The organism is Clostridium folliculivorans (assembly GCF_024341905.1).
GTDB lineage: Bacteria > Bacillota > Clostridia > Clostridiales > Clostridiaceae > Clostridium_AR > Clostridium_AR folliculivorans.
The window spans coordinates 49,099-68,741 of record NZ_BQXY01000003.1; the positions used below are offsets into that span (position 1 = coordinate 49,099).

The following is a 19,643-nucleotide window of genomic DNA, read 5'->3' on the forward strand; positions in this document are numbered from 1 at the left end:
AGCTTGCATATATCTTTAAACACCTTAAGACTGGCGTAAGCCAGCCTTAAAAGCCAATTATATAAACTATTTAACCTTCATATCTCCAACTGAGATAAATCCCAAATCTTCAACTGCCTTCTTGTTATCAGCACTTGTTATATAATCTATAAATGCTTTAGCAAGGTCTTTAGCTTCACCCTTTGTATACATATGTTCCCATGACCAGAATATATATTTACCAGTTGTTATGTTTTCTTTTGTTGGTTGTACGCCTTCAATTGATACTGGTACTAATGATTTCTTAGCTTCATCATCTAATAAGTATGAAAGAGCTACATAGCTAATTGAACCCTTTGTGCTTTCAAGTGCAGTCTTAACTGAACCATTAGCATCTTGAACTACGCCTATTTTATCATTTTCAACATCTTTTTTACCATCTAAAACTGTCTTCATAAAAGTTGCTCTTGTTCCTGATGAAGCTGGTCTATGAACAACAGTTATAGGTAAATCAGTTTTTCCATCAATAGCTTTCCAGTTTGTAACCTTTCCTGAGAATATATCAGCTATTTGAGCTTTAGTTAAATTAGTTACTGGAACATCCTTACTTACTGTTACAGCAAATCCTAAAGCAACAACTTGATGATCTACTAATTGTGATGCTTCTTCTGATTTTAATTTATCAGCAGCTGGAACATCTGAATCTCCTATTTCAACTGCACCTTGCAACACTTGTGTAAGTCCAGTTCCACTTCCGCCTCCTTGTGAATTTATTTGCGCATCTTTATTCTTAGCTTGAAAATTTTCACCAGCTTTATCTATTAATGGCTTTAAAGCAGTTGATCCTGATATTGTTATTGATCCAGCGATTGCTGATCCTTTTCCTGAATCTGTAGCTGAATTATTATCGCTCTTCGAAGCACAGCCTGCGAAAATTCCAGTTGCCATAGTTAATGCTAGTGCGATTACACCAAATTTTAAACTTCTTTTATTCATATTTGATAACCTCCAAATTTTATTTACTAATTTATTATTTATCTACCTTACATAATAAATTATATTATCCTTAAGTTAAGTGAGTATTAGCTGTTTGTTAAGTAATCTTACGGTTATGTAAATTTTATTTAACAAAGCGTATAAATTTTATAAATATCTTTTACTCTACCTTAAAGTTTGAAATTGAGCTCTGAAGCTTGTAGACAGTCTGATTCATGGAGTTTTTAACCTCATCAAGCATTGCTGAATCTTCCCATTGTTTATTAACAGAAACTGAAACCTCTTCAATACTTTTGTTAAATTCCTCAAATGTAGTGTTAACATCTGATAATCTTTTATTCATTTCATTCTTATCATTATTAATTCCAGTTATATTTGTATTAACATCTTGTATATAACCAATAATCTTGTCTGTACTCTTTATAATAGTATTAAACTTATCTACACTTATATTTAATACATCCACTTGCATATTAAAGAAGTTGTTAAGCTCATCCATACTTTCTGAAGTCTCACTTATGTTGCTATTTATCACTTTGATTAGACTATTAATTGATTTCATTTCTCCTTCAATGGACTTCGACAGTTTTCCGATTTCTTCTGCTACAACAGAAAAACTCTTTCCAAATTCTCCTGCTCTTGCAGCTTCTATTGAAGCATTAAGTGATAATATATTTGTCTGCGTTGATATATTGGTTACACCTTGAGCTATTGTATTTATGCTATTTAGATTTGTTATAAGTTTTTTTATGCTTTGATTTATAGCATTGAAATTAATACCGGCATTATTTCCTATATCTCTTAATTCATATATAGAATTCATTCCTTCACTGTTCACTGTTCTTATAGAACTTGCATGCTTGTACATTTTTTCTGATTTCATATTAATTTCGTTTAGCTTTTCTTCATATCTTTCAAAACCTTCGATACACCATTTTATTGCTTCATCTATATTTCTAGTTTCCTCAACCATAACTTTTGATGACTCCTTTATAAAAGTCATGCCTTCATGATTATCTTCTTGAACTGCTGAGAAGCATTCATTTATGTTAAGCAGATCATTTGCTGAGCCTTTAATTTCATTTATTAAAACTCTTATATTTCCTATCATCTGATCAAAGTTATTAGATAAATCCCCTAATTCGTCCTTACTATTCACTCTGCTTAAAACAGTAAGGTTACCTTCAGATATTTTTTTTGTACTATTAGTGAGATTTTTAAGTGGCTTTAATACCGAATTTATCATAATAATTATTAAAGGAATTAATATTAACTGTTCTATAATTCCAAATATTATTAAAACTCTTCCTATGTATGTAGATGCTTCAAGAATTTCTGCTTTATCTGAAGTAAGTACAACCATCATTTTAAGTTCAGGTATAGTAAGGGTTTCCGCCACCATTGATTTTCCATTCTCTTCATACGATTCTATATTGCTATTATCCTTAGTCAGATACTCTGGATTTTTAATTAGGCTTGCAATTTCTTTTATGGATATAGGTTTGTTAATCTTATGCATATCTGGATGGTATACGATTTTATTAGAACTATCCACCATAAAAACAAATCCTGTATTAAGGAATTTAAAAGAATTAAATCTTTCAGAGAAATAACTGCTATCAACAACTTTTCCCACTGCCCCAACTATTGTTCCATACTGATCTTCTACCGGAACTAAGAAATACACAATAAACTTTCCAGTTATAATTGAACTTTCCACAGATCCAACTGCCTCTTTTCCTTGTTGTGTAGCTTTAAAGTATTCCTTTGTCGAAAGATCTAAACTCATATATTGATCATTTGAACTTGCTTTAATTACACCTTTTTTATCAGTAACAAAAATTGCTTCATCATAACTTGTAGAAACCTTCTTTAGTCTTTCATTTAGACTTGTCTGTTTCTCTTCACTTAGATTACTTCCATAGTATTCTGTTAAAACATTTTCTTTACCTATACTTTTTAAATTTTCTATTTGATATGCTATCGAGGATTTAAAACTATTTCCTATTTCGCTTGTTATTATCTTCATATTGTTATAGTTCGAATTCATAATCTTGTTATTTGCTACTGTATAGATAGAATAATTTGTAATAACAGTGAATACTACAAGGAAAAGACTAATTGTGGTTACAATTTTTATTGATATCTTCCTTTTTTTCATCCAAATAACTCCCCTTCAGGCATTTTTATAATGCGCTATTTTCTCTTATTGTTGAATATTTTGTTTCTAATGTATATTTTACATAAAAACTATTAAGCTAAGATTAACCAATATTAAGCCTGCGTGAACCACTGTTAACTATAGGTAAATTCCTAAGTTTTATTTTTTTACTGTATTACCTAAAAAATCATCCTAATCACTTGAAATCACTGGGTTTATCCGGTATTAAAATTTCATCTTTCTTATTCAGTAAAAAAAGACTAAAGAATTGTGATTATCTCAAAATCCTTTAGTCTTCATCTTTTTTTATTTTATTCTTTTATACCCTTCATCTTTATGATAAATTTGGTACCTACTCCAAGTTGGCTTTCTACCTCAATATTTCCATTAAAGGTTTTAACTATATGTTTAACAATAGCGAGCCCTAGACCAGTTCCACCCTTAGCTCTTGATCTAGCTTTATCAACTCTATAGAATCTTTCAAATACTCTTGCTACATCCTTCTTAGGTATACCAATCCCTGTATCTTCTACTGTATAAGTTATAATACCTTTTTTATTATTTGAGGTTATTAAAACTGAATCGCCTTCTTCAGAATACTTCACTGCATTATCAATAAGGTTTATCATCATCTGCTTAAACTTATCTGGATCCCCTACTAATGAAAGTGTATTATTTAAATCCACAGACAACTTCATATTCTTCTTTTCAGCTTCAATTTTCATTAAAGTATAAACATCTTCTATTATTCTATCTCCACTAAAGTTTATTCTTGTACATTCTATATTTTGTTCTATGTTGGATAAGGATAATATGTCATTTATAAGTCTTGTTAATCTCTCTGCTTCTTCATTTATAATATTCAAAAACTTTTGTCTATTTTCTTCATCCTCTACATATTTTAAAGTTTCAGCGAACCCTTTTATAGATGTAAGCGGAGTTTTAAGTTCATGAGACACATTAGCAACAAATTGTGATCTCATATTTTCAAGCTTCTTTATATCCGTTATATCCTGAACAACTGCAACAGTACCAATGTGCTCTCTATCATTGATAATTTCTGCAGTTCTTATTCTTAGTTCTCTCTCTTCTGGCCAGATTATTTTTATCTCTTTATATGCATCAGAAGTCTCAAAAACATTATCTAATTCAAAATCTCTTATATGATCCATAAGAGTTTCTCCGATTATATCTTTGTCTATTCCGAATATCTTTTCAGCATAAGGATTTATCATTATTATCTTATGACTTCTGTCAACTGCAATAACTCCACTATCCATACTTTTCAAAATTGCTTCAAGTCTATTTTGTTTATCGATTAATTCATCCATAGTAACTTCAAGCTTATCAGCCATTTCATTAAAGGTCATCCCTAGGCTTCCAAGTTCATCAACAGAACTAACTCTAACCCTTCCATCTAATTCTCCTCTTGCTATTCTTGCTGTAATAATCTCTAATTCCTTTACTGGGTCAACTATAAATCTAGTTAGTTTTAGTGAAAGAACTACTGATAAAACTATTACAAATACCAAAGTTATTAGATAATATTTTATGTTAGTGTCTTGAAATATTTTTACGTTGTCTAACGGTATTGAAGTTCTCACAATACTACCATCTTGGAGCTTAGTTGCATAGTAGACTAGATTTTTATTTAAACTTTTACTAAATCGTACACTTGATCCTTCACCACTTTTTATAGCTTGTGCTATCTCAACCCTCGTAAGGTGGTTATCAAGATCTTCAAGACGTTTATCCGTATCGAATTCTACAACTCCCGTTTTACTTATATAGGTAAAACGTATTTCTCTATCTAGAGCTTTTACTTGATTTAGTTTCACTATCTTATCAGGCTCATTTGCGAGAATTAAAGTCGAAAGCAAGTCATTATAATGCTTCAGATTTGCCTTAGAGTTCTCTAGGTACTGATAATTAGATATAGCTATAAAAGAAGATGTTACTACAACTAATGAAAAAATTATTGTTATAATTACCGAAAACATTATTTTTTTCTTCATAAATTATTCTCCGCTTGAAAATCTATATCCGATTCCTCTTATTGTTTCTATAAATCTTGGATTTTTATCATCATCCTCAATCTTTTTCCTTAAATGTCTTATATGAACATCTACAGTTCTTGTTTCTCCAATATATTCATAACCCCAAATCTTATCTAAAAGCATATCTCTAGTTAAGACCTTACCTCTATTTTGAACCAAAGTTTCTAAAAGTTCAAATTCCTTCAATGTTAATTCTACTTTCTCACCGTTCCTAAGCACATCATGTTTTAAGAAGTCAATCGTAAGATTTCCAATATTCAAGGATTTCTCAAAAGATGGAGTACTTACAGTTCTTCTAAGTACAGCCTTTACTCTTGCTACAAGTTCTCTTATTGAGAAAGGCTTTGTTATATAATCATCTGCCCCTAGCTCAAGTCCCAATATCTTATCAAGCTCTTCACCTTTTGCTGTAGTCATGATAATTGGGATATTAGCTGTCATAGAATCCTTTCTTATTTCTTTGCATACGTCAAATCCATCTAAGCCTGGCAGCATAAGGTCTAACAATACTAAACGAGGATGCTCTGATTTAGCAAGCTTTATAGCATCAATTCCATTGTAAGCTGTTATTATTTTGAATCCTGCATTTTCTAAATTAAATTTCATAAGTTCAACTATATGTTCTTCATCATCTACTATAAGAATTTTTTCATCAGCCATAATGTTCCTCCGTTATTTTAAATAGATGTAGGTAAACATCCTTCCTGAATGCTCCCCATCTTTTCTGTAAGAATGAAGTTTTGTATCTTTTTCGCATAAAGTACAAAAACCACTCTTTATTATATTATCTTTATTTACACCTATATACTTTAGTTGCATTTCAATACATTTTTCAAGACTTAAATATCGTCCATTATTTATATCTTGTTCTGCGTATAAGTTGTTTTTCTTAAACTTATCTATAAGTTCTTCACTCACTTCATAGCAGCACTGCCTAATATGGGGTCCTATAAAAACTTTAATAGAACTACTATCACAATTAAAATCTTTAATCATAACTTCTATTGTCTTTTTCACAATACTGTCAAAAGTACCCTTCCACCCACTGTGAACTGCTGCAATTACCTTCTTATTACCATCCCATATTAAAACCGGAATGCAATCGGCCGTAAACACACCGATCATAGTATCTATGCTAGTAGTAATAAGTGAATCCCCTTCAACTTGACCATGTAACTCAACGCCTTCACTCGCCATAATGATCTTATCACTGTGGATTTGCTTTAAATAACAAATTTTCTTAACTTGCAAAGCATTTTTAAGTTTTGTTAAGTTATTTCTGCCTTCTTCAGTATCAAACTTAAAGCTTGCGTCATTAAAAGCCGTTGTTACCCCTAATTCAACTAGTGAATCTTCATAGGTTAAAATCTGAAAATCATTTAACATTTTCTCTTTCATAAATTAACTTCCTTTACATTTTAGGTAAATTAATAAACTTTTTCAATCTTTTCACTTATAATTTTAACATTATCATTACATAAAGCAAATAAAAGCGAATTTATTTTAACTATCTTTAACTAACATTTAACAAGAAATCTTATTTCCTAGGCAATTTTATATGTTAAAGTAATACTACATTTAAGATCTTTTTTGAAATAAAATTGTTATGAAGGAGATGCTATATGAGCGAGCTATTAGAATTAAATGATTTTTTCATATGGAATGGCTCTAAAAAATCGCTAATCGTTTTTATTAGTGATTTTTTACGCACCTGCCTTTTCTAAGCGTATGTGAAGAATCTTACAGGCGAATAAGTTTTATTTATTTCTATATATCTATAAAAAACTTCTAAAGCCATTGAAATATCTAGATTTACCACGCATAAAGGTTTTATATCTCCCTATATAGAAATAAAAGAACTACTTTTTATGTAGTTCTTCTGACAATCCCATCAAATTTTTTATTTCTTCCATAAAAGTATTTATGTCTTTAAATTGCCTATAAACTGATGCAAATCTTACGTAAGATACTTCATCAACATTCTTTAATCTATCCATTACCATTTCGCCTATGTAATCAGTGCTAACTTCTGTAAGCATCTTATTACTTATAGTCTTTTCAATATCATCAGCAATATCCTCTATTTGTCTTCTAGATACTGGTCTCTTTTGACATGCTTTTATTAATCCATTGATTAATTTTTCTTTATTAAAATTCTCTCTAGTAGAATCTTTCTTTATAACCAAAGTTGGTATGTCTTCAACCTTCTCATAAGTAGTATATCTCTTACCACATTTTAAGCACTCTCTTCTTCGTCTTATGGCTGTGTAATCCTCAGTTGATCTGGAATCAACAACCTTACTTTCTTCGTATGAGCAGTATGGACATCTCAAGCTATTCACGCCCTTTCATTAATGCAACTTCTTTGACTTAATTTTATTTAATAAGCTAACCTAATGCTAACTCTAAAATCCTTCATTAGCATATAAGTGTTTATCCATAATATATTTATTATACACACTTATTACTATTTTTGCTACATATCTGATACAGTTTTTTCCTTACTATTAACCAATATAACATCTACACCAATTTTTACTACATCTTCCCATGGTATTTCAAGCATGTCCATTTTTCCAAACCAATTACTTTTCTGGACAGGTATCAATATCGATACAATTTTACTTTCATCACAATCAATCTTTAAATCTCTAATATAGCCAAGTTTTGCTCCTAGGTTTATATCAACTACCTCCATGACCCTTAGATTATTTAATGAATGCATATTCAATTCCATCTAACATCCCTCCATATAAAAATATATGATAGGAAATCATATAAAATGATATTATCTTTCTTCTAACAACAATTAAATATCAAAATAACACTTTCCTAAAATCTTGCACTTTTATTCACAGTAAAAAATAGAGCTCAAACGAGCTCTAAACATACTTTCTCATATGCTTTAATGCAGTCTTTTCCAGTCTTGATACCTGAGCTTGTGATATACCAATTTCATCAGCTACCTCCATCTGAGTTCTGCCATTAAAGAATCTAAGGGTAAGTATAAGTTTTTCTCTATCATTTAGTTTTTTCATTGCTTCTTTTATAGAAATATTTTCGAGCCAATTATCGTCTTGATTTTTACTATCTGATATTTGATCCATCACATAGATTGCATCTCCACCATCATGGTAAATAGGTTCAAACAATGATACTGGATCTTGTATTGCATCTAATGCAAATACAACTTCTTCTCTAGGTATTTTTAATTCTTTAGCTATCTGTGAAATAGTAGGTTCTTTATTATTATCATTTACTAATTTATCTCGAACAAGCAAAGCTCTATATGCAATATCTCTTAATGATCTGCTTACTCTTATGGCATTGTTATCTCTTAGATAACGTCTTATTTCTCCTATTATCATTGGAACTGCATAAGTAGAGAATTTAACATTTTGAGATAAATCAAAGTTATCTATAGCTTTCATTAAACCTATACAACCTACTTGAAATAGATCATCTACATTTTCGCCTCTATTATTAAATCTTTGAATAACACTTAACACTAATCTTAAATTACCATTAATAAATATCTCTCGAGCTCCCTGTTTACCATCCTTCATTTGAAGAAGTAATGACTTCATTTCTTTTTCTCTCAAAACAGGAAGTTTAGAGGTATTGACTCCGCATATTTCTACTTTATTGATTATCATGTGTAATCAACCCCTTATAAGTAATAGATACTACTGCATTAAAAATTATTTCCTATGGGAGCCATTTTTATACGATTTTAAAAATTTATAATTATATATAAAGTACTTGACAATTTCATTTTTATGCTAAAAACCCCTCAGAATATCTGGAGGAGTTTTGATAAATCTTAAGGCTATGATTAAAAATATTATTAAAATTAATTGGTTATGCCGGAGATATATTTACTTTTTAATCCTATAGCATTTTTATTTTATTAAATTTAAGATATAAAATATTTATGGAATGCATAGATTTTTAAAAAGTAAAACTGTACTGTTCGAACGTAGTGAGTTTACAGTTTTAGCCAAAGATGCACCACTTCAATCATTAAACTATTTTCAAAACTCTGCTGGGTTCTGAGCAGAGAATTTGAAAATATAAAATTTGTTATGAAGTGGTGCATCGGTGGAATATGAAAAAATCATATTAATTCTTTGCGTAAGCTCATTAAAGCATCGGATGCATAATCACTTAATTTAACTTTAAAACAAACTATATCTTTAAACCATTCTATTAATTTCTTTCTTCAACCTTTTAATTATTTTCTTTTCCAATCTTGAAATATATGACTGTGATATTCCAAGCATATCAGCAACCTCTTTTTGAGTTTTTTCCCTTGCACCATATAAACCAAATCTTAATTTTACTATTTCCTTCTCTCTCTCACTTAAATTCTTCATTGCCATGAACAATAGCTGCTTATCTACTTCATCTTCAATTAAATTATAAACTATGTCGTTATCAGTACCTAGAATATCTGACAGCAGAAGTTCATTTCCGTCCCAATCAATATTTAAAGGTTCATAGAAGGATATTTCTGCTTTTACTTTACTGTTTCGTCTCAAATACATAAGTATTTCATTTTCAATGCATCTAGATGCATATGTAGCCAGCTTTATCTTTTTTTCTGGATTAAAGGTATTAACAGCCTTAATTAAGCCTATTGTCCCCACAGAAATTAAGTCCTCTACACCTACTCCAGTATTCTCAAATTTTCTTGCTATATATACTACCAATCTAAGATTTCTCTCGATGAGTATACTCCTTATTTTATCGTCACCACCAGTAAGCTTAAGAACTAGGTTCTCTTCTTCTTCTTTTGTTAAAGGTGGCGGAAGTGCGTCATTACCTCCAACGTAATATATATTTTTTGCAAACAACTTCATTTTTGTTAATATTCTGTTGATTAAAACGCTAATACTTATCATGTAAATAACACCCCTCTATAATACTCCTCTAGATAATAGTGCACCATAATCATCATATGGGCTGAACTGATCCTTGCATAAACATATGACTGCATCTTTAGTGGATATCAATTTATCATCTTTATATAATTTTATTTGATTCATTCTAAACCCTTCCAAACTACCTTTTCCACCATTTATTACTTTGTATGGTACGATCAAAGACCCCTTACCTACCTCACTAAATCCTTCCAAATAATTTTTATTTATTAGTATCACTGGCAAAGTTGTAGCTGGTTCAGTTAACTCATTTCCTGAATCTAAAAATGCTTTAACCCTGAATTTCTTAGAATTATCTGAGAATTCAATTTCATAAAAGAAATCTGTTAAAGATTTTCTATCTCTTATAAAAATTATGGTTCTATAAGCAAAAACATAAATAATCATTAATGCTAACAGCATATACTTTAAATAGATATTTTTAAGAGTAAACGCCGAAAACAAATCATATGGATTGTTCATTAATGAAAATGCAAAAATAAAACCACAAAGCAAGATGGACCATAACAAAAAGACCCCTGAGCTTTTAAGCAAAACTAAACAATTAAGCTTTCCTATCGTTATATAAATCATAATTAAAGGAATAAGAAGCTTAACTGGAAGAGAGACTACTACACTTAAACTTGGAAAAAAATATAATAGTGTGTAGAAGGCACCTAAGATACTTCCTAAGGAAGCTCTAACAAATGAAAACTTTATTCGTACAGTTTGTAATGTTATTGTTATTAGAAAGAGATTAATTATGAAATTTTCTAAAATAATCACATCTACATATACCTTCATAAACTCACTCCTCAAAAACATTATAAGACTAAGCATTCTAAAATTTTGTCATAATGTAATGACTATAAAACTTTTTTATATGGTTATATTTTACATTTAATTCCATTATTCTTTTAACTTCTACTTTTTATAATATATTCTTCTAAATATTGATATGCTTCTAGATAGAATTTTAGAAGATAGCTTGTTAAAACAAAAAAAAATAAGACATGCTTTAACATGTCTTATTTTTAAGTATCATAATTAATCATTTACTTATAATATAAATACTTATAATATTATCTTTTTGTTCTTCTCAAAAAAGCTGGTATGTCCAATTCGTCTCCGAAACTTTGAGTGCTTGTAGTAGTAGCTGCAGCTTCTTCTTTTGCTACTGTTGGTTCAGCTGCAGTTTCTTCTTTTGGAGGCTCTACATCTCTAGCTATTTTTTCAAATCCTGTAGCTATTACAGTAATTCTTATTTCATCTTTTAAGTTTTCGTCAATTACAGCTCCAAATATAATGTTTGCATCTGGATCTGCAGCTTCTTGAACAATCTCAGCAGCTTCATTTATTTCTAAAAGACCTAAATCTGCTCCACCTGTTACATTCAATAGTACACCTGTTGCACCTACAATTGAAGTTTCTAGTAGTGGTGAAGATATAGCTTGCTTAGCAGCTTCTTGAGCTCTATTATCTCCACTTCCATTACCAACACCCATATGTGCAAGACCTTTGTCAACCATTACGGCTCTAACGTCTGCAAAGTCAAGATTAACTAGACCTGGAATTGTAATTAAGTCTGATATACCTTGTACCCCTTGTCTCAAAACATCATCAGCTAGTTTAAAAGAATCTAGCAGTGTAGTTTTTTTATCTACCATTGTAAGTAATCTTTCATTAGGAATTGTAACAAGAGTATCAACTCTTTGCTTAAGGTTTTCAATACCCATTTCAGCGTGTTTCATTCTTCTTCTTCCTTCAAAAGGAAAAGGCTTTGTTACTACACCAACTGTAAGTATTCCCATTGATTTAGCAATTTCAGCTACTACTGGAGCAGCTCCTGTACCAGTTCCACCACCCATTCCTGCAGTAATGAATACCATGTCTGCACCTTTTATAGCTTCTGATATCTCGTCTTTGCTTTCTTCAGCGGCTTTTTTACCTATATCAGGGTTAGCACCTGCACCTAATCCCTTAGTTAACTTTTCACCAATTTGTATCTTTTGATTAGCATGAGATAACATAAGTGCCTGTTTATCAGTATTTATTGTTATAAACTCAACATTCTTCAAGCCTTCAACAATCATTCTATTAACAGCGTTGCTTCCGCCACCGCCACAGCCAACTACCTTTATATTTGCAAATTCCTGCATATCAACATCAAAGTCTAACAAAATAATTCCTCCTTTAGAAAAAATCGTCGATTAATCTTTTAAAATTACGAATAAGTCCACTTTTCTTTTTTTTATTATTAATTTCATTATCATGGTTTATATTGCTTCCATTGTCATAAGAATCTTCATAGATTAATTTTAACCTATCATAGGCATCTTTAACAATACCAATTGAATTAATTATACAAGAATTTTGTAATTCAAGTTGATTTTTTGTCACAATAATTGTCTTTTTTCGCATTTTATCTTCAAAAAAGTACTTTACATCTTGAAACATAGCTAGGCCATTTCCAAAAATGTATATATTACTAATTTCGTTCAAATACCCTGATTCCTTTATATCTTTTTTAATTAATGTAACAATTTCTTCAATTCTAGATTCAACAACATCTTTAAATAACTTTATATCAATTTCTAAGGACTCAGCTTTAAGCGTACCAATGCTATGTTCTCTATATAAAGTTTTATAATTTTCACTATAATTTTGTTTTACTTGTTCAGCCTGCTCTTCCTGTATTCCTAAGCAGATAGCAATGTCCTTTGTCACATTCTGTCCACCAACTGGTAAGCTAGATAAATATTCTAATTCATTATTTTTATATAATGCTATTTCTATTACCTCTGCACCAGCATCGACTATAAGAACATTTTCTTTAATTGTTTTTTCATTTAAAATTATTTTTCTTAATTCTAAGTTATTAATATATATACCTTCAATGTTTATACCTGATAGTCTAAAGGCATTCCTATAACTATTTATTAGCTCGCTCTTTCCAACTATAACTGAACAGTTTGCTTGAAGCTTTGAGGCTTTCATAGCCAAAGGATCTTCTACTATAGTACTATCGTCTATACAAAAGGATTCTGTAAATGCATCAATTATTACTTCATCGGATGCAAGCTCTATCTTTTCAGCATCTGAAATTGCTTCCTTAATCTCTGTGGGCGTAATTAAATTTAGGCTAGTACTTAAAGCTACCCCTTTTGTTTTCACAAGCCTAGTAGAGGAGGAGCTTATTCCTATAAATGCCGAAGTAAAATTAATATTTGATTCCTTCTTTATTTCATCAACGCATTTTTTCAGACTCACGGTTAAATCATTTAGATTTATAATCTTGCCTTTTGATAATCCTTTTGATGGAGTATAAACACTACATATAACTTCAAAATCATTTTCACTGACTTTTGCGACACTTGCGCTTATATTATCATTTCCAATATCAATACCTACGATTGTCCTTTGCATTTATCTTACGTCTTCCCTCCTTAGTATAGGTTATATTTATTTATTCAACACAAATATATATTTTCCTTTTTATCTCACAAAAAAAATAATAGTAATTTATACCAAGATATCACAATTCTCATTTTTCCAAATTAATATAGATGTAAAAAGTCGCTGAAGTGATCTTGTTCAGTGATTTTTTGCGCATCTGCCTTTCCGAATGTATATGAAGAAAAATTGTCAGGTGAATAAGTTTTACTTTATACCAATAAAAACCTCTAAAACAATTTAAATATCTAATTTTAATTCTCCTAAAAACTTTATATTTCATATACAGAAAAAACTCTGCTTTCGCAGAGTTTAATTTGCTTTTTCTAAATCAGTTATATTTATACTTCTTGTATGAACTGTGTGTGACCACTCTTTGTTATTTTTATTAACTATTCCCTGAATACAAATAGGAAGCCAAGTTATACTAAATATAGGATAAATGAAATAGTATAAAAATATTTTTGGTGAAAGCTTTCCATCGAGTATTAATAGGAATGGTGTGTATATAAATTGAATTAATATAATTAGCAATGCACCTAATGTTATCAAAATAGATTGCAAGCTTGTATTTACAGAGTTAATATTGTTAAATAATTCTATAGCTTTACCAGAAAAATTTAATATATTTGGTACTATATTTATTATCGTCGCAACAGCTAAAAGTATAATAACTATAGGCTGTATGCTATATAATGCACAATCAAAAGCTACAAAGCTACGTTCCTTTATTGCCCTTTTTATTAGCTTCCAAAAATATCTAGAAGAAACATCTGCAAACCCCTGCATCCATCTTTTTCTCTGTGCCCATGATTGAGCTAAAGTTAAAGGTTTCTCATCGTAAACTACTGCTTCATGAGCCCAACCAACTTTATGACCATTTAAAACAAGCTTACAAGTAAATTCTAAATCTTCAGTTAAGCAAGTTGCTCCCCAACCTAAAGTTTCTAAAGTATCTGTCTCTATACAAAAACCAGTTCCGCCCAATTGATTAGAAAGGCCTAAATTGCTTCTTGAAAGCTGAAACATTCTATTTGAAGTCCAAAAGGATATAGAATAACATCCTGTTATCCAAGTATCTTTAGGGTTTTTACTATCTAAAAAACCTTGAACAACTTTAAATCCTTTTAATAACATCTTATTCATCTCAGTTAAGAAATTTTTAGATATAAGGTTATCTGCATCAAATACTGCAACTGCATCATATTTTTTATTCATTTTGAATATATGATCAAACATCCATTCAAGTGCGTAACCTTTTCCTCTTTTTTCTTTATCAAATCTTTCGTAAACCTTTGCCCCAAGTTTCTTTGCTTTTTCAGCAGTTTTATCAGTACAGTTATCCGCTATTACAAAAACATCATACATTTCTCTAGGATAATTAAGTCCATTAAGACTTTGTATTATATCTCCGATTACAGTTTCTTCGTTATGTGCTGCAACAATTAATGCAAAAGTTTTTTGGGGTTTTATATTATCTTTCTTTTTTAATTTTATTATACCAAATAATGAGAGCACCATATAATACATTGTTAATATAAATACTACATTTGAAAAAATTCCTAAAAATACCTCAAACGAACTTTTTATTACATTCATTAATATTCCCCCCTAGTTCATAGTTATTTTAGCATAAAATAACTTTAAATACTATATGTACTTTTTAAATTTATTTCTTTTTGAGATTAACATAAGCCTTACCATATTTTTTAGTGAACATCACAAATTATCTACTTTATCACTTACTGCTTATAACAAGCCATTTATATATTTATTTATAGAATTTTTTATAAAATTATTTAATATATAAATATATATTTTAAAATTTGTAAATTTTTTGAAAACTTTTATTCAAACAATTTCCCGACATTATAAATAAACTTCATTAATATTAAGCACAATGAAGCAACTATCATTATATTGAATATTAATCTATGAAATTATATGTTATTTACTATATATTGGCATTAATTGCTTATATAGCTACTTTATCATTGTTCCCAAGACTTTATATTTATACAACCTTATGATATAATATTATTAGAAAATTCGGCAAGGAGGTTTTAATATGTTATGAACTTGTGAAAAGGGATTTAAAAACTCTCTATTTCACAGATATGATGAATCCTTTGGCTAAGTTGTATTAGTTAAAAAATTAATACAATCTTAAAGGAGGACTTATCATGAAAAGAGATCTAATTATTAAACTTATAAAATCAATACCGCATAATTATGCAATAAATACGGATAATTACTGCATAAAGTTTCTTGACTATATGTCTTACTAATCAACAACATATATAAGACCCTAAATCTATCATTTCCGAAAAATTTTTTTTTATTTTCTTTTAATATAATCTACTAGGTAATTTAATAAAAGATTTAAGGCAACTCCAAGGAGTTGCCTTTATTACATCATCATTAATCTGCTTACCATTTCTCTATCAACCGAAAAGCTTAATGCCGTTTCTTCACTGATAATGCCTTTTCTATACAACTCAGCAAGACTCATATCCATTGTTTTCATTCCATACTTGCCACCAGTTTGCACAGAAGACTCAATCTGATGAGTTTTTCCTTCTCTTATAAGATTTTGTATTGCAGGAGTGCTAACCATTGTCTCTAAAGCTGAAGTTCTTCCACCTTGATTAGTAGGAACAAGCTGTTGAGAAACGATTCCTTGAAGCACAGCAGATAACTGTATTCTTATTTGTTGCTGTTGATGAGGAGGGAAAACGTCCACTATTCTATCAATAGTTTTAGCTGCACCAATAGTATGTAATGTTGAAAGAACTAGATGTCCTGTTTCAGCAGCAGTAATCGCAATAGCAATCGTTTCAAGATCTCTCATTTCACCTACTAGTATAACATCTGGATCTTCTCTTAGTATTGCTCTCAAAGCATTGTCATAGGATCTACTATCTTTACCTATTTCTCTTTGATTTATTATACATTTATTGTGTTTATGTAAAAACTCAATTGGATCTTCCAATGTTATTACGTGTGCTTCTCTAGTTTGATTTATCTCATTTATCATAGCTGCTAGTGTTGTACTCTTACCACTACCAGTTGGCCCTGTAACTAAAACTAGTCCTCTTTTTCTTTGACATAGTTCCTTAAGTATCGCTGGGTGGCCTAATTCATTTAAAGTTGGAATCTTTAACGCTATAACTCTTATAGCAAGAGCATGACTATTTCTTTGTTTAAATACATTTACTCTAAAACGACCAAGTCCCGCAATAGAATATGAAGTATCGAACTCACCTGCTTCATCATATTTTCCAAAGCTATCTTCTAGTATTTCTTTTGCAAAAGCTTCTGTATCCGATGGCATTAGCTTATTTTGTCCTATCTTCACTAAATTACCATTAACTCTTATAGTTGGTGGAATCCCTACTGTAAGATGAAGATCAGAGGCGCCTTCCTCTATTGTTCTTGAAAGTAATTCCTTTAATGTTATCACTGGTTATCCTCCTCATGTCATTTCAAAGTATATCTACCTACAATTATACAAATTTAATTAAAATAAAGCAAAATATATAAATAAAAAACAATAAATTATTTTAATTTTATTCGATAAAATTGGCTAAATCCTTCTGCTATCAAGAAGAATTTAGCCAAATACCTACCTTTTACTATTAAGTTCTTTAAATAGTTTTTTAAGAGCTTTCTTTTCAATTCTTGAAACATAAGACCTCGATATTCCTAACAATGCTGCAATTTCTCTTTGTGTTTTTGAATGTCCATCAATGAGACCATACCTCATCTCTATTATTTCCTTTTCTCTTATTGAAAGAATAGAATTCATCTTATTATAAAGTGATCTAATTTGTAAATTGCTTTCTACAGTTTCTAAAACTGAATCATTTTCACTACTTAAGACATCTATTAGGCATATCTCATTACCTTCCTTGTCAACTCCAATTGGATCTTGCAGGAATACTTCTCCTTTTACTTTTTTGTTATTCCTAAAAAGCATTAAGATCTCATTTTCGATACATCTCGCTGCATAGGTAGCAAGTCTAGTTCCCTTAGAAGAATCGTAAGAATCAATTGCTTTTATGAGTCCTACTGTTCCAATAGAAATTAGATCATCTAAATCTTTATTTTGAAAAGAATATTTTTTTACAATGTGTGCAACAAGCCTTAAATTTCTTTCGACTAATATGTTTTTTGCATTAGAATCTCCGCTCTTTAGCTTCGCGATATACATTTCCTCATCTTTTTCATCTAGTGGCTGTGGAAACGTACTATTACCGGTAATATAACCAGACAATAGAACTATGTTGCCAATCACATCAATGAAATAACTAAAAATAAACACAGATGCTCCTCCTATTAGTGCTTATTAATATAGTATGAGGGAAGTATGTACTTGTTTCCTATTAGAGATAATATTTTGTTTTATGAATAATTAATGAAATAGTTCTAAATAAAAAAATAGCTAAAGCGACTTTCTTCAATGATTTTATGCTCATATGCCTTGGCGAATGTATCAGATGAAAATTTGTCAGGCGACACATTCTTCTTTTTTACATTACTCTAAAAGCATAAAAAAGAAACAAGCTTAAAAAACAACTTGTTTCTTTAGAGTTCTTTCGATAATTCTTAATACTACTTTTTTAAATTTATTATAATATTATTAGTGACAAATAGATGCTTATCACTTTCTACTGTTACTTGCCTAATAAAGTGTATAGATGTAATTGCAGAAATAATATCTGATACAGGATAAGCTATCCATGCGCCTATTATTCCAAACAATTGAACAAATAATATTGATATTGGTATAAAAATAACTAGTTGTCTATATATTGAAAGCAAGAATGATGTTTTGGCTTCATCTATCGCTTGGTAATAATATATACATATATAGTAAATTCCTATTACCGGTATTATTGATATACATATTCTAAAAGCTAGCACTGCGTTATTTAATATTTCTGCATCTTTTAAAAAGAAACCTATAATTGAGTTTGCGAAAACCATTAATATTACCCAGAAAGTCATTGAAGCTACTGATACCGCTATGATAGCAGTCTTTAAGGCTTCCTTCATCTTTGTATAGTTACCGCAACCATAATTATACGCTACTATTGGCTGCATTGAAGAACTTATTCCTATTATAGTAATAAACATAAACATTGAAACCTTAGTTATAACTCCAACTATTATAATCGCACTATCTCCTCCATGAGACACTAGAAGATTGTTGAGAATTACTGAAACAACCGCATCGGATATCTCGATTATAAAAGTAGAAAATCCTATGGTAATTATATTAAATAAAAATTCTTTTTCTATCACGCTTCTAATATATTTGAATGAAAAACTTATATCAAAATTCTTTTTTACAACTCTAAATCTACTTATAGCAAAGATAAAAGCAAGTATTTGCGAGACAACTGTTGCTATTGCTGCACCTCTTACTCCATAATGCATTAATACTACTAAAATATAGTTTATTGCAATATTGAAAATAGATCCAATAATATTGGAGTACAGAGTTACTCTTGTATTACCAAGAGCATTCATCACATAACAAATTACAGTCGAAATACACTGGAATATTCCACCTATTAATATTATGGTTATATATTGATCTGCAAAGCTAAAGGTATTTACACTAGCTCCTAGTGCAATTATTATGCTTTTCTTAAATAAACATATTATAAGAATAACAACTGTAATAGATGCAATCGCTAACATAATAGCATTAATAATTGTTCTTTTTAAATGTTCTATGTTTTTCTCACCAAGACATCTTGATACAGAAGTTGAAGCTCCTATAGCTATTAACATTCCTATAGCTATCATAAGCCTTTGTATTGGAAAAGCTATTGTAAGCCCTCCTATGGCATCAGCTCCTACATACCTACCTACGAAAACAGTATCAACCATATTATATAATTCTAATACTAAAAGTGATATAATCGCTGGTATTGCAAATTTTAAAAGTACCTTGCTTACTTTTCCATCATTATAGATTTTATCATTTATCCCAATGGATTCACCTCTTTTTCTCTATATTAGAATTATAATCTAATTAAAGAAAATCTTTAACTCACTTAACTG

Annotated in this window: 16 protein-coding genes; all 16 read right to left on the minus strand. The window is 29.8% G+C overall.

Annotation, left to right across the window (positions count from 1 at the left end; all coding sequences use genetic code 11):
* Positions 1 to 66: 66 nt before the first annotated feature.
* Entirely contained in the window at positions 67 to 975 is a 909-nt protein-coding gene (locus OCU55_RS10420; RefSeq protein WP_261852258.1) for a phosphate ABC transporter substrate-binding protein, read from the minus strand.
* Between the two features lie 160 nt (positions 976 to 1,135).
* Positions 1,136 to 3,136, minus strand: a complete 2,001-nt coding sequence (locus OCU55_RS10425; RefSeq protein WP_261852259.1) for a methyl-accepting chemotaxis protein — start codon at positions 3,134 to 3,136, stop codon at positions 1,136 to 1,138.
* A gap of 311 nt (positions 3,137 to 3,447) precedes the next feature.
* Complete coding sequence (gene pnpS / locus OCU55_RS10430) at positions 3,448 to 5,151, minus strand: two-component system histidine kinase PnpS (protein ID WP_261852260.1); 1,704 nt, start codon at positions 5,149 to 5,151, stop codon at positions 3,448 to 3,450.
* Positions 5,152 to 5,154: 3 nt separating this feature from the next.
* On the minus strand, positions 5,155 to 5,853 hold the full coding sequence (locus OCU55_RS10435) for a response regulator transcription factor (RefSeq protein WP_261852261.1): 699 nt from the start codon (positions 5,851 to 5,853) through the stop codon (positions 5,155 to 5,157).
* A 12-nt stretch (positions 5,854 to 5,865) separates the two neighbouring features.
* The gene (gene pgeF, locus OCU55_RS10440; RefSeq protein ID WP_261852262.1) at positions 5,866 to 6,591 is read right to left on the minus strand and encodes a peptidoglycan editing factor PgeF; all 726 of its coding nucleotides are present in this window, start codon (positions 6,589 to 6,591) and stop codon (positions 5,866 to 5,868) included.
* A gap of 461 nt (positions 6,592 to 7,052) precedes the next feature.
* Positions 7,053 to 7,526, minus strand: a complete 474-nt coding sequence (gene nrdR, locus OCU55_RS10445) for a transcriptional regulator NrdR (protein WP_261852263.1) — start codon at positions 7,524 to 7,526, stop codon at positions 7,053 to 7,055.
* Positions 7,527 to 7,669: 143 nt separating this feature from the next.
* Positions 7,670 to 7,930, minus strand: a complete 261-nt coding sequence (locus tag OCU55_RS10450) for a YlmC/YmxH family sporulation protein (RefSeq protein ID WP_261852264.1) — start codon at positions 7,928 to 7,930, stop codon at positions 7,670 to 7,672.
* A gap of 145 nt (positions 7,931 to 8,075) precedes the next feature.
* The gene (gene sigG / locus OCU55_RS10455) at positions 8,076 to 8,849 is read right to left on the minus strand and encodes an RNA polymerase sporulation sigma factor SigG (RefSeq protein ID WP_200274257.1); all 774 of its coding nucleotides are present in this window, start codon (positions 8,847 to 8,849) and stop codon (positions 8,076 to 8,078) included.
* 540 nt (positions 8,850 to 9,389) lie between these two features.
* A complete protein-coding gene (gene sigE, locus OCU55_RS10460; protein WP_261852265.1) occupies positions 9,390 to 10,097 on the minus strand; it encodes an RNA polymerase sporulation sigma factor SigE in 708 nt (235 codons plus the stop codon).
* Positions 10,098 to 10,112: 15 nt separating this feature from the next.
* Positions 10,113 to 10,919: a sigma-E processing peptidase SpoIIGA gene (locus tag OCU55_RS10465; RefSeq protein ID WP_261852266.1), complete on the minus strand. Its 807-nt coding sequence runs from the start codon at positions 10,917 to 10,919 to the stop codon at positions 10,113 to 10,115.
* Positions 10,920 to 11,197: 278 nt separating this feature from the next.
* Positions 11,198 to 12,295, minus strand: coding sequence for a cell division protein FtsZ (gene ftsZ / locus OCU55_RS10470; protein WP_261852267.1), 1,098 nt, complete (start codon positions 12,293 to 12,295; stop codon positions 11,198 to 11,200).
* A gap of 13 nt (positions 12,296 to 12,308) precedes the next feature.
* Entirely contained in the window at positions 12,309 to 13,541 is a 1,233-nt protein-coding gene (gene ftsA / locus OCU55_RS10475; RefSeq protein WP_261852268.1) for a cell division protein FtsA, read from the minus strand.
* Between the two features lie 339 nt (positions 13,542 to 13,880).
* On the minus strand, positions 13,881 to 15,167 hold the full coding sequence (locus OCU55_RS10480) for a glycosyltransferase family 2 protein (RefSeq protein ID WP_261852269.1): 1,287 nt from the start codon (positions 15,165 to 15,167) through the stop codon (positions 13,881 to 13,883).
* Positions 15,168 to 15,978: 811 nt separating this feature from the next.
* On the minus strand, positions 15,979 to 17,031 hold the full coding sequence (locus tag OCU55_RS10485) for a type IV pilus twitching motility protein PilT (RefSeq protein WP_261852270.1): 1,053 nt from the start codon (positions 17,029 to 17,031) through the stop codon (positions 15,979 to 15,981).
* 162 nt (positions 17,032 to 17,193) lie between these two features.
* Positions 17,194 to 17,892, minus strand: a complete 699-nt coding sequence (sigK, locus tag OCU55_RS10490) for an RNA polymerase sporulation sigma factor SigK (RefSeq protein ID WP_206869773.1) — start codon at positions 17,890 to 17,892, stop codon at positions 17,194 to 17,196.
* A 290-nt stretch (positions 17,893 to 18,182) separates the two neighbouring features.
* Positions 18,183 to 19,574 (minus strand): MATE family efflux transporter, encoded by a 1,392-nt coding sequence (locus tag OCU55_RS10495; RefSeq protein ID WP_261852747.1) that lies wholly within the window; start codon positions 19,572 to 19,574, stop codon positions 18,183 to 18,185.
* Between the last annotated feature and the right edge of the window lie 69 nt (positions 19,575 to 19,643).